10 protein-coding genes are annotated in these 12,430 nt (G+C 66.2%); 4 read left to right on the top strand and 6 right to left on the bottom strand.

Going from position 1 to position 12,430, the window contains the following annotated elements; translation table 11 throughout:
• Positions 1-15: 15 nt before the first annotated feature.
• The 5 genes from ACETK3_RS16140 to ACETK3_RS16120 all read right to left on the bottom strand — a co-directional run bounded on the left by ACETK3_RS16140 (position 16) and on the right by ACETK3_RS16120 (position 6,151).
• Positions 16-444, bottom strand: coding sequence for an OsmC family protein (locus ACETK3_RS16140; protein WP_236802051.1), 429 nt, complete (start codon positions 442-444; stop codon positions 16-18).
• Positions 445-580: 136 nt separating this feature from the next.
• Entirely contained in the window at positions 581-934 is a 354-nt protein-coding gene (locus tag ACETK3_RS16135) for a hypothetical protein (RefSeq protein WP_236802052.1), read from the bottom strand.
• Positions 935-1,094: 160 nt separating this feature from the next.
• Positions 1,095-2,867, bottom strand: a complete 1,773-nt coding sequence (sucB, locus tag ACETK3_RS16130; protein WP_236821800.1) for a 2-oxoglutarate dehydrogenase, E2 component, dihydrolipoamide succinyltransferase — start codon at positions 2,865-2,867, stop codon at positions 1,095-1,097.
• 114 nt (positions 2,868-2,981) lie between these two features.
• On the bottom strand, positions 2,982-4,367 hold the full coding sequence (lpdA, locus tag ACETK3_RS16125; RefSeq protein ID WP_236802054.1) for a dihydrolipoyl dehydrogenase: 1,386 nt from the start codon (positions 4,365-4,367) through the stop codon (positions 2,982-2,984).
• A 260-nt stretch (positions 4,368-4,627) separates the two neighbouring features.
• Positions 4,628-6,151, bottom strand: a complete 1,524-nt coding sequence (locus ACETK3_RS16120; protein ID WP_237430259.1) for a leucyl aminopeptidase — start codon at positions 6,149-6,151, stop codon at positions 4,628-4,630.
• A gap of 256 nt (positions 6,152-6,407) precedes the next feature.
• Here ACETK3_RS16120 and ACETK3_RS16115 point away from each other — a divergent pair, with 256 nt between their 5' ends.
• From ACETK3_RS16115 to ACETK3_RS16100, 4 genes are all read left to right on the top strand, one after another.
• Positions 6,408-7,346: a proteasome assembly chaperone family protein gene (locus ACETK3_RS16115; protein ID WP_237430260.1), complete on the top strand. Its 939-nt coding sequence runs from the start codon at positions 6,408-6,410 to the stop codon at positions 7,344-7,346.
• Positions 7,347-7,397: 51 nt separating this feature from the next.
• On the top strand, positions 7,398-8,744 hold the full coding sequence (locus ACETK3_RS16110) for a nitrate/nitrite transporter (protein WP_236802057.1): 1,347 nt from the start codon (positions 7,398-7,400) through the stop codon (positions 8,742-8,744).
• Between the two features lie 106 nt (positions 8,745-8,850).
• Positions 8,851-10,203 carry a DUF4192 family protein gene (locus ACETK3_RS16105; protein ID WP_306969817.1) on the top strand — a complete coding sequence of 451 codons (1,353 nt, stop codon included), beginning with the start codon at positions 8,851-8,853 and terminating at the stop codon, positions 10,201-10,203.
• A 329-nt stretch (positions 10,204-10,532) separates the two neighbouring features.
• On the top strand, positions 10,533-11,840 hold the full coding sequence (locus tag ACETK3_RS16100) for an RNA polymerase sigma factor (protein ID WP_142134267.1): 1,308 nt from the start codon (positions 10,533-10,535) through the stop codon (positions 11,838-11,840).
• 189 nt (positions 11,841-12,029) lie between these two features.
• Here the strand turns inward: ACETK3_RS16100 and ACETK3_RS16095 are convergent, their stop codons facing one another.
• Complete coding sequence (locus ACETK3_RS16095; protein WP_013600696.1) at positions 12,030-12,251, bottom strand: hypothetical protein; 222 nt, start codon at positions 12,249-12,251, stop codon at positions 12,030-12,032.
• Between the last annotated feature and the right edge of the window lie 179 nt (positions 12,252-12,430).

Genomic DNA, 12,430 nt, shown 5'->3' with positions numbered 1-12,430 from the left:
GTGGGCCCGGGACTGCTAGGACTGCAGCGTGGCGTCGAGGGTGATCTCGATGCCGGCCAGGGCCTGGGATACGGGGCAGCCCTTCTTGGCGGCCTCGGCAATGCGCTGGAACTCGTCCTGCGAGATGCCGGGGATGCGGGCGTTGAGGGTGAGGTGGCTGCCGGTGATGCCGGTGCCCGGCTGGAAACCAACCTCCGACTTGGTGTTGACCTCCTCGGGCGTGAAGCCGGCCTGGCTCAGTTCGTGGCTGAAGGCCATGGAGAAGCAGGCTGAATGGGCTGCGGCGATGAGCTCTTCCGGGCTGGTCTTGCCGCCGGCAGCTTCGGTGCGGGCCTTCCACGTGACATCGAAGGTGCCCAGGCCCGAGCTGTCCAGGGTGGTGTTGCCCGAGCCCTCGGTCAGGCTTCCGGTCCATACAGTGTGGGCGTTGCGTGTTGTAGCCATGTCTCTCCTCAACGTCGGTTCGATCCGGGGCCGGCAGCCGCTGCCGGCCCCACCGTTTCCCATCCTAGGGACCAGCCACCCCCGGTGCACGGGTTGTCCGCTCTCAGAGGATTATGACCGGCTCCCCGTCATGGGCTTACTGCCAGATGGTGGCAATGGCGATGTTAAGCAGCGCCAGGCCACCGACGCCGTGCGCGAGTCCGGTGGAGACGGGCTGCCCGTTCTTGACCTTGCGTGAGCCGATGACCGCCAGGACTGCCACCACGATGGCGATGACGAACTTGATGCCCAGCTTGGCGTAGTTCGGATTGGAGTCCGGCAGGAACGGGAGGATGCCCATCATGGCGATGCCGGTGAGCAGCTGCAGGAAGGCGCCGTCACGCTGGCGCGGATGCACGGTGGGGGTCCGCATCGTGGCAATCCAGTAGCCCACGATCATGGCGGCCCCGACGACGTGCAGGAAGACCAGGATGTTGAAGAGAATGTTCATGGCTCCAGCTTAGCCAGTCATTTCTACCGCCTGTAGCAAAGCCACGCGGTTCCCGGACCGCGGCGGGCTGGCGGGAGTTTGGGTTAAACCACGACGACGGCCCCGGCTGCGGGAGGTTTCCCACCCGCGCCGGCGCCGCCGTCGTTGGACCCTTTGTTGGTTACAGTCCCAGGTCCGCTTCGAACGCGCCTTCCTCCAGGCGTGCCTTCAGGGTCTGGAGGAACCGGCCTGCATCGGCGCCGTCCACCAGGCGGTGGTCGTACGTCAGGGACAGGTACATCATGGAGCGGATGGCGATCGAGTCATCGCCGTTTTCGTCAGCAACCACCACGGGGCGCTTGACGATGGCGCCGGTGCCCAGGATGCCGACCTGCGGCTGGTTGATGATCGGGGTATCGAACAGCGCTCCAACCGAACCGATGTTGGTGATGCTGAACGTGCCGCCGGACAGTTCATCCGGACCGATCTTGCCGTCGCGGGTGCGGGAAGCAACGTCGGCGATCTTGCCGGCCAGGCCGGCGAGGTTCAGGTTTCCGGCGTCCGCGATGACCGGAACCAGGAGGCCCTTGTCCGTGTCGACGGCGATCGCCAGGTGCTCGGCGTTGTGGTAGGTGATCTCCTGCTTTTCCTCGTCGTAGGCAGCGTTGAGCTTGGGGTGCTGCTTGAGGGCCTCGGCAACTGCCTTGGCGATGAAGGGCAGGAAGGTCAGCTTGGTGCCGTTCTGGGCCTGGAACGAGTTCTTGGCGCGGGCACGAAGCTTGGCGACCTTGGTCATGTCCACTTCGTGGACCTGGGTCAGCTGGGTGGAGATTTCCAGCGACTCGCGCATGCGCCGGGCGATGACCTGGCGGATGCGGGGAGCCTTCTGGGTGGTGCCGCGCAGCGACGAGGCTGCACCGGCTGCAGCCGGGGCGGACGCGGCGGGGGCTGCTGCCGGAGCAGCGGCGGGAGCGGGGGCAGCCTTGGCCTCGGCGGCGGCGATGACATCCTGCTTGCGGATGCGGCCGCCAACACCGGTGCCGGAGAGGCTGGAGATGTCCACGCCGTGCTGGTTGGCAAGCTTGCGGACCAAGGGGGTGACGTAGCCGGACTCGGATCCGCCGGCCGGAGCTGCTTCCTGGGCTGGCGGAGCAGCGGGAGCCTGGGCGGCGGGAGCCGGGGCAGCCTGCGGTGCAGCCTGCTCGGGGGCCTGCTGGGCAGGAACAGCCTGGGCGGGAGCGGTCTGCGCGGGAGCGGACTCTGCCGGTGCGGGCTTGGGGGCTTCCTGCTGGGGAGCGGCGGGTGCAGCCTCCGGAGCCGCGGCAGCGGGAGCGCCCGAGCCGATGACGGCGAGTACGGAGCCCACCTCGGCCGTTTCGTCCTCGTTGACACGGATTTCCTGCAGGGTGCCGGCAACGGGGGAGGGGATCTCGGTGTCCACCTTGTCGGTGGAGACTTCGAGCAGCGGCTCGTCAACGTCGACGGAATCGCCAATGGCCTTCAGCCAGCGGGTCACGGTGCCTTCGGTGACGCTTTCGCCGAGTGCGGGGAGGGTGACCTCGTGGCTTTCGCCGCCGCCTGCAGCGGGTGCTTCCTGGGCGGGTGCCTCCTGCGCGGGGGCTGCTTCGGCGGGTGCTTCCTGTGCGGGAGCAGCTGCAGGTGCCTCTTCGGCGGGGGCAGCCGCGGGAGCTTCAGCGGGTGCGGAACCGCCGCCGGAGCCGTCACCGATGCGCACCAGCGGCGCACCTACCTCGGCGGTCTCATCTTCAGCGACCAGGATTTCTTCAATCACGCCAGCTACAGGAGAGGGGATTTCAGTGTCTACTTTGTCGGTGGAGACTTCGAGCAGCGGCTCGTCCACCTCTACCCGGTCACCTACCTGCTTGAGCCAGCGGGTGACGGTTCCTTCGGTGACACTCTCACCGAGGGCGGGCAAGTTAACGGATTCAGACATGTCGTCCCCGTTCTCCTTATTGATCTTTAGTGCGAATGGTTGCTGCCTTGTTGGAAGCCTAGTGCACCCGGTCTGCGCGACCGGGTGCACCGGGCCTGGTAATGCTGGCGAAAATCAGCCGTGGAGCGGCTTGCCGGCCAGCGCCAGGTGGGCTTCGCCGAGGGCTTCGTTCTGGGTGGGGTGGGCGTGCACCAGCTGTGCCACATCCTCCGGGTAGGCTTCCCAGTTCACGATCAGCTGGGCCTCGCCCACCTGCTCGCCCATGCGGGCACCGATCATGTGGACGCCCACCACGGGGCCGTCCTTCTGGCGGACCAGCTTGATCAGGCCCGAGGTGCCAAGGATGGAGCTCTTGCCGTTGCCGGCCAGGTTGTATTCCTGGGTCTGCACCTGGTCCTCGCCGAACTTTTCCTTCGCAGCCTTCTCGGTGTAGCCGACGGTGGCGATCTCGGGTTCGGAGTAGGTGACCTTGGGGATGTTGATGTCCTCGACCACCACGGGCTTCAGGCCGGCGATCTCCTCGGCCACGAAGATGCCCTGCTGGTAGCCGCGGTGGGCCAGCTGCACGCCGGGGACGATGTCACCGACGGCATAGATGTTGCCCACGCCGGTGTGCAGTCGCTCGTTGGTGATGACGAAGCCGCGGTCGATGGTGACGCCGGCTTCCTCGTAGCCCAGGTTGGCCGTGACGGGGCCACGGCCGACGGCGACCAGCAGCAGGTCCGCTTCGAAGGTCTTGCCGTCCACCAGGGTGACTTTGACGCCGTCGTCATTCTGCTCGACGCCCTGGAAGAAGACGCCGGTGGAGAACTTGATGCCGCGCTTCTTGAAGGCACGCTCGAAGTTCTTGACGATCGTGGCGTCCTCGTTGGGAACGAGGGAGGGCAGGCCTTCGACGATGGTCACGTCCACGCCGAACGACTTCCACACCGAGGCGAACTCGACGCCGATGACGCCGCCGCCCAGGATGATGGCGCTCTTCGGAATGAAGTCCATGGTGAGGGCCTGGTCGGAGGTGATGACCTTGCCGCCGATTTCCAGGCCGGGAAGGGTGCGCGAGTAGGAGCCGGTGGCCAGGACGATGTTCTTGCCCTTGTAGGCGGTGCCGTTCACCACGATGGTGTCGGTGCCCTGCAGCTTGCCTTCACCCTCGATGACGGTGATGGCCTTCTTGGACTTGATCAGGCCCTGCAGGCCCTTGTACTTGCCGGCGATGATGCCGTCCTTGTACGCGTTGACGGCGTTGATATCGATGCCGTCGAGGGTGACGTTCACGCCGTACTTGGCGGAGTCACGGGCGTGGTCGGCCAGCTCTGCGGAGTGCAGCAGGGCCTTGGTGGGGATGCAGCCGTTGTGGAGGCAGGTGCCGCCCAGCTTGGCCTTCTCCACGAGGCCGACGGTGAGGCCGAGCTGTACCGCACGCAGCGCTGCAGCGTATCCGCCGCTGCCGCCACCGAGTACCAGGATGTCGAATTCTTGCGCAGTTGCCTGATCGGCCACTTAAACGCTCCCTCGCGTGAACGATGACGCGATCAGCGCGCATCATCTGGTCTTGGAACTTGCACTGCCGTGATTATGTCAGCAGGGCAACTCTCTTGCATTTGTGACTACCGTGGTTCACCTTAGCGAACCACCTATCCATGCTCCACCTTGGCACTGCGTTTGTGGAGCGCTTGTGTCCAGTGTCACGCGGCCCTGTGGCACAGGAATCACCTGCGCCGCAGGGCCGCGTGGCAGTGGCTGTAACTGCCCAGGGGCACCTAGGAGGCGGCCAGGATGTCCTCCACGTAGGCAACCAGGGTACGGACGGTGCAGCCGGTGCCCTGCTTGTGCGTGTAGCCGTACGGGCTGCCATTATTAAAGGAAGGTCCTGCAATATCGATGTGCGCCCAGGGGATCTGTTCGCCTGCCTTGTCCTTACCCACGAACTCGCGCAGGAACACGGCGGCGGTCATCATTCCGCCGTGGCGTTCGCCGATGTTGGCCAGGTCGGCCACCTGGGAGTCCAGGGTGGGTCGCAGTTCCTCCGGCAGGGGCATGGGCCAGACCAGCTCGCCTGCACGGTCCGCCGCCGCCTTGAGCGCGCCCGTGACGCTGTCCGAGCCCATGACGCCGGCGGTGCGGTTGCCGAGGGCGATCAGCTGCGCGCCGGTGAGGGTTGCGACGTCGATGATGGCGTCCGGGTATTCGCGGCTCGCGGCGACAATGCCGTCCGCCATGACCAGGCGGCCCTCGGCGTCGGTATTGAGGACCTCCACCGTCTTGCCACCGAACATGGTCAGGACGTCGGCAGGACGTGAGGCGCCGCCGCCGGGCATGTTTTCTGCGATGCAGAGCCAGGCGGTCGCTTTAACGGGCAGGCCCAGGCCGGCGATGGCCAGGACAGTGTTAAGTACGACGGCGGCACCGGCCATGTCGCTCTTCATGTCGCCCATGTTGAGGGCCGGCTTAAGGGAGATTCCGCCGGTGTCGAACGTGATCCCCTTGCCCACGAGGGCGACCTTGGCAGTGGCCTTGGCGGGGGAGTATTCGACCTTGACCAGCCGCGGCTGGCGCGTGGATCCCTTGCCCACGCCCATAATGCCGCCGAAACCTTCCTTCTCGAGGCGCTTCTCGTCCCAGACCGTGACTTTGACGGGCAGTCCCTTGGCCAGGTCCTTGGCGGCCTCGGCGAACGATTCGGGGTATAGGTGGCTCGGCGGGGTGTTGACCAGGGACCGGGTGGCGTTAACAGCCTTGGCCACCAGGCCGGCCCGCTTCAGCGCCGCCTCCAGCTCCGGGGTGCCGGCCAGTTCGGTGAAGATGACGGCATTGCGCACCGGGTCCTTAAGTCCGTCGGAGGAAGACCGGAACTCGGTGAAGGAGTAGGCGCCCAGCGCGGCGCCCTCGGCGACGGCCGTGACGTCCTGCACCGTCGCCGTCGGGAATGCCAAAGTGACCGTGGGCAGGCCGGCCAGCTGCCGGACGGCCGATCCTGCTGCCCGGCGGAGCGACTCGCCCGTGAGCGGTCCGGTGGCGGGAACCTTGCCGACGCCGGCCAGGACCAGGATGCCTGCCCCGGTTTCGGGCAGGCCCGGCAGGCGGACCAGCTGGTCCGCGGCGCCGGTGACACCCAGCGCCTTGAGTGAGTCCCCGAGGGCCTCCGCGGACTTCGCCGTCAGGGGATTCTCCAACAGGACGGGGCCGTCGGTTCCCTGGCCCACCCCGATGACCACTGCATCACTGGGGTTCTTCTTAAGGTCCCGCGCGACGGTACTAAGGTTGACTTCAGTATTCTTGACCACAGGGATGAGTCCTCAATTCTCGAAACGTTCGGGCAGGGATGCATGTTGGGCGCTCTGCCATGGTGGCCCGGATCCGGCCGTTCTGGACGGTTCACGGGTGCGTGCAAGCCCGCCTGGCAGGCCAGTTCCGATCGTAGCCCTTCCCCGGCACCGCGGGAGAATTTCCTGAGAGGTGCGCCACACCGGCCGATGGAATGCCGGGTGTCACTGCAGCGTTATGAATTATGTCCACCCGCACCCCTGAAAGGAACATGCCGTGCTTGAACGGATTTCCGGCTCCCTGCTGGACCCCGACGCGCTTTATGCCAGCAACATCGAGCTGTTCCACAGCCCGGAACTCCAGGGGCTGAACCTGGTGATGGGATTCACCGGATTTGCCGATGCCGGCCACGTGGTGAAGCAGATCAATGCCGAGCTGCTGGACTCCCTCGACGCCCAGCCCGTTGCGGTCTTCGATGCCGACCAGCTGATCGACTACAGGTCACGGCGCCCGCACCTGAGCTTCGTCGAGGACCACATCCAGGACTACCAGGAGCCCCGGCTGGCCCTTTACCGGCTGGTGGACGGACTGGGAAAGCCGTTCCTGCTCCTGGCCGGCTTCGAGCCCGACCTGCAGTGGGAACGCTTCGCCCGCGCCGTCGTAAACATCGTGGAGAAGCTGGACGTCAACCTCGTCACCTGGATCCACTCCATCCCCATGCCCGTGCCACATACCCGCCCCGTGGGGGTGACGGTGCACGGGAACCGGCCCGAACTCATCGAGGGCATCTCAGTGTGGAAGCCCACCGTTGAAGTTCCCGCCGCCGTCGGCCACATCCTGGAGCTGCGGCTGGTGGAAGCCGGACGCAACGTCGCCGGTTACGTCATCCACGTGCCCCACTACCTTGCCGAGGCCGAGTACCCCACTGCCGCCGTCGCCGGTCTGGAGTACCTGGGCGCCGCCACGTCCCTGATGCTGCCCACTGACCGGCTCCGCGAATCGGGCCGCGAAGTGAGCCGCCAGATCGCCGAGCAGATCGAAGCGTCGGAGGAAGTCCAGCAGGTGGTGTCCCGCCTCGAAACCCGGTACGACGAAAAATCGGACGGCATCGTGCGCCGGTCGCTTTTGGCCAACGAGAACGACGAGCTGCCCGACGCCGACGACCTCGGCGCCGCCGTGGAGGCCTACCTGGCCAGGGAGAACCCGGGGCAGTAGCGCTGGTCACAACTTCCGGGAAAGCGGCGTCCCGCCGGGCATAATGTAGTGGTGACTGCACCCCGCGCCTGGCTTATCTGGACCATTGGAATTTTCGGGTACCTGGTGGCCGTGGCGCAGCGGACCTCGTTCGGCGTGGTGGGCCTTGAAGCCACGGAGCGCTTCCACGCCACGGCGTCCGCCATCTCCTTTTTCACTGTCCTGCAGCTGCTGGTCTACGCCGGGCTCCAGATTCCCGTGGGCCTGTTGGTGGACCGGCTTGGTTCGCGGGTGATGATTGCCGGCGGTGCGGTCCTGATGGGGCTGGGACAGCTGCAGCTGGCGTTTGCGGACAGTATTCCCGGGGGAGTCCTGGGCCGTGTCCTGGTGGGTGCCGGCGATGCAATGACGTTCATCTCCGTCATCCGGCTGATCCCGCTGTGGTTCGCCCCCGCCCGCGTCCCGCTCGTGACCCAGCTCACCGGTATGTCCGGCCAGCTGGGACAGCTGTTCAGTGTCCTGCCCTTCGCCATGGTCCTGCACCTGTCCGGCTGGACCCCCGCTTTCCTGATGCTGGCAGGGATGTCCGCGCTCGCCGTCGTACTGGTGGTCCTGCTGCTCCAGGACGCTCCCCCTGGCACCGAGCGGCCGCAGGCCCGCCAGGGGCTCCGGGCAACGGGGGCATCGCTGGCCCGGGCCTGGCGGCAGCCCGGCACGCGGCTGGGGATGTGGAGCCATTTCACCATCCAGTTCAGCGGCACCGTTTTTGCCATGACCTGGGGCTACCCGTTCCTGATTTCCGGGCAGGGCCTGGACGCAGGCACTGTTGCCGCCCTGATGGCGCTCTATGTCGCCGCGGCCATGGCGGCGGGCCCCTTCATCGGACGTTTCGTCTCGCGCCACCCACTGCGCCGCTCCACCATGGTGCTGCTGATTGCCGGCGCCACCGCAGTGGCCTGGGCTGCGGTACTGATCCTGCCCGGGCGGGCTCCGCTGTGGCTGCTGGCGGGACTGGTGGTGGTGCTTGCCATCGGCGGCCCCGGTTCGATGATCGGCTTCGATTTCGCCCGGACGTTTAATCCGGCACACCGGATCGGCACCGCCACCGGGATCGTGAACGTTGGCGGCTTCATTGCTGCCCTGGTGTCCATCTTCCTTATCGGCCTGGTGCTGGACCTCCTCTACGCCACCGGATTCTCGCAGGGGGTGCTGTACGGTTTGGATCCCTTCCGGCTGGCCCTGAGCGTCCAGTTCCTGCTCCTGGCCCTGGGCGCCGCCGCCATCGTGGCCTCGCGGCGGAAGGTGCGCCGGCAGATGGCCGCCCAGGGGATTGTGGTGCCGCCGCTGCGCAGTGCCCTGGCCCGGCAGCGCCGGGAAAGCCTGGCGCGCCGCCGCCAGCCAGTGCGCAGCGACGACTGAGGCATGCCTGTTCCTTCCTCTGCCACTGTTCCTCCACCGGACTGTTTGCCCACATAGCTGAACTGAGCCCTGCCAGCCCGTGCTGTGGTCGGAGAAAGCTGGAGCCATGACAGCTCCAGAACGATTAACAGTCCGCGGGCCGGAAGACATTCTTGGCTTCATTCCACACAGCCTGGGGTACTGGCCGGCTTCCAGCCTGGTGGCCATGACGCTGCACGGCACTACCCTTGGCGCCACACTGCGGCTTGACCTTCCGACACCTGCAGGGCAGGCCGCTCCTTTCGGGTTCGCCGACGCCGTCCGCCGTTACCTTGAGTCGGACCAGGATGCCGACGGCGCGCTGCTGGCCGTCTTCACCAGCGACGCAGGAATGGTCCCGCCGAGTGCCTACGACCTCCTGATTTCCACCGTTCAGTGTTCCCTCGAGCAGGCCGGGATGCCGGTGCGTGCTGCCTGGTTCGTGGGCGATGTCTATTGGCGGGATGCCCTGTGCAGCGACGGTTCGTGTTGTCCGCTGCCGGGGCGGCCCGTGCAGGAGATCAGGGACAGCATGCTGAACGCCGAGATGGTCTACCGCGGCAGCAGCGTGGGGCCGGCGCCAAGGTCAGGCAGCGTGCCGGAAGCGCCGGTGCCTGCCATGCACCTGGCAGCGGTCCGTGAAGCACAGGTCGGCTGGGAGGAGGAGTTGGGCGGGCTGTCCCGAAGCCGCGCGCAGTTCTCTGCCGTGCTCGGCTTCTGGCAGATGCTGCTGGACCGGACCCCACCGGTTGCCTGGCTGCCTGATATCGAGCGGGATGCCTTTCTTCGGGCCACGCTGCTGGTTCCCACGTGGCGGGACGCCGTGATGGTGATGGCTGCGGCGGGCAGGAACGCTGCGGAAGCCGGGGCTGAACAGTTCAAGGTATTTGCTGACGGAAATGGCGGGGGCGGTGCCGATGAGGCCGTCGTGTCCCTGCCGGTGCTGCCGCCGAACCCACACCGGGCCTCGGCGGCGGGCAAACCGGGGGCGGCAGCGGCGGAAGAGGCGGGAGGAAGGGCGCCTGCCCTGGGGCCGCCGCGCCGGACGGGGAACGGGGCCCCTTTACGCTCCGTTCCTGCCGGGAGTGGCACCCCGGTCGGCCCCGGTCCCGTTCCTGCCGGGTACGGCGAGGTGCTTATGGGCGTGGCGCCGAACGTCCCCGACTGGGAAGGCCTGGACGCGCTGGACCGGATCCTGGGAAATCTGGCTGTGCTGGGTGGGCAGGCTGCCGCGGCGGCGTTGACCATGCGTGGCTGGGTGGCATGGTGCCGCGGCCGGGGTTCCTATGCTGCTGAACACCTGGGACAGGCCCTCGAACTTGACCCGGATTACCGGCTTGCGGAACTCCTGCTGGACCTCGTTGGCAGGGGCACGCTCTGTGGCTGGGCGGCGAGAAAGGAGGCCGCCTGGCAGAAGTTCGGGGAGGACACTGCCGGGTGAAAGTGGGAGCTGTGAGGGGCGCCCGGCCGGAGTAAGGAGCGGGATGCGCCGCCCGGCATGGGCAAGACCTTCAGCAGGTGGCCGGACCGGATCGAAGCGGGGGAGGCCGGATCCAGGCAAATCATGAGACAATAGATGCCGAGACCCGGTTGGGTCCGTGCATCGAGTGCTTGGAATGGGCCCGCAAGGGAACATTACAGCCGCTCCGGGAGTTGTCTTAAGTGACTCTGCCGGCCGTGGTGGCGCTTGGTTTTCATCACGGACTTGACAGGGTCATAGTGGTGTTGCCCGTATGGTGATTCCACAGACCACCGCTAGAAAGGTTTTCTGTGACCCCGTCTTCCACGAAGAAGGATTCCGCCGCCCAGGATGTCTTGTCCCCTGAGGAGAAGCAGGCCGCGACCAATGCCAAGCGGGCAGCTACGCGGGCAGCCAACAAGGCTTCGGCCGGCGCGGCTCCAGCGGACGGCAAGCGCGAGCCCAAGAAGCGTGGGCCCAAGCCTGGCGCCAAGGCTGCAGCAGAGGCTGCAGGAAAGTCCGCCGTTGACGCGGACGAGGTTGAGGACGCTGAGGAAGACCTCGACGTCCTCGAAGGGCCGGACGCAGTAGAGGATGCCGATACCGACGCCGATCCCGTCAAGGGCGCAGTGGGCAGCGGCAAGGGCTTTGTCTACTCCGACGCAGATGATGACGATGCCCCCGTGCAGCAGGTCATGTCTGCCGGCGCCACGGCTGACCCCGTCAAGGACTACCTGAAGCAGATTGGTAAGGTCGCACTGCTCAACGCCGAGCAGGAAGTCGACCTTGCGCTGCGGATCGAGGCCGGGCTGTTCGCCGAGGAAAAGATCGCCGCGGACGACGGCTCCATGGATCCGAAGTACAAGCGTGAACTCGAATTCATCATCCACGACGGCAAGCGCGCCAAGAACCACCTGCTGGAGGCCAACCTCCGCCTAGTGGTCTCCCTGGCCAAGCGCTACACCGGCCGCGGCATGCTGTTCCTGGACCTGATCCAGGAAGGCAACCTGGGCCTGATCCGCGCAGTGGAGAAGTTCGACTACACCAAGGGCTTCAAGTTCTCCACCTACGCCACCTGGTGGATCCGCCAGGCCATCACCCGCGCCATGGCCGACCAGGCCCGCACCATCCGCATCCCGGTGCACATGGTTGAAGTCATCAACAAGCTGGCCCGCGTCCAGCGCCAGATGCTGCAGGACCTGGGCCGAGAGCCCACGCCCGAGGAACTGGCACTGGAGCTGGACATGACACCCGAAAAGGTGGTCGAGGTCCAGAAGTACGGCCGCGAACCCATTTCGCTGCACACGCCCCTGGGCGAGGACGGCGACTCGGAGTTTGGTGACCTGATCGAGGACTCCGAGGCCGTTGTTCCGGCCGACGCCGTGAGCTTCACCCTCCTCCAGGAGCAGCTGCACTCCGTGCTGGACACCCTCTCCGAACGCGAGGCCGGCGTGGTTGCCATGCGGTTCGGCCTGACCGACGGACAGCCGAAGACTTTAGACGAAATCGGCAAGGTCTACGGCGTCACCCGCGAGCGGATCCGGCAAATCGAATCAAAGACCATGTCCAAGCTCCGCCACCCCTCCAGGTCGCAGGTCCTGCGGGACTACCTGGACTAGGTCCACCGGACTCCACTTACGGGACCCTGCAGGGGCCGTGCCGAACCCACCTTCGGGTGGCTCCGGCACGGCCCCTGTTTTTCGCTGCTTTTTCGCGCCGCGAACTTCGCGGTGGCATGTGGTTAAACGCCTGCGGGGCCCTTCCGTAGTGGAAGGGCCCCGCAGGGTTCGTTGTTACCGATGCCTCATCTAGTCGATTTCCACGGCAGCTTTCTCGTGAAGCTTTCCCGTCTCATCGTGCCAGTCGGAGCTCAACGGCTTGAGCGTCGCCTCGACTGCACGGGCGTGGTGGCCGCAGAACAGCAGCTCACCGCCGGAGGACTCGAGTACAACCCGCACATATGCCTGGGCTCCGCAACGGTCGCACCGGTCGAGTGCGTTGAGCGTGCGGTCTGCCACTGCTGTTGTCATGTCGGCCTCCTTAGTAGATCAGTACATCTATATAACCAGCATTCGTATCCAAACCATCGCAAGGATGGGGCAAGTTCGCTGTGCGCGTAGCCGCAAGGTTCAATCAAGAATGGGCAAGTTCCGCCCATCACTGGGGCTGGTGGCGTGCCGCACAGCCGCGGGCGGGTGTGGCAGACGGC

Origin of the sequence: Arthrobacter sp. E44 (assembly GCF_041877125.1) — a bacterium.
GTDB lineage: Bacteria > Actinomycetota > Actinomycetes > Actinomycetales > Micrococcaceae > Arthrobacter.
This window is presented reverse-complemented; position numbering and strand designations above follow the sequence as displayed.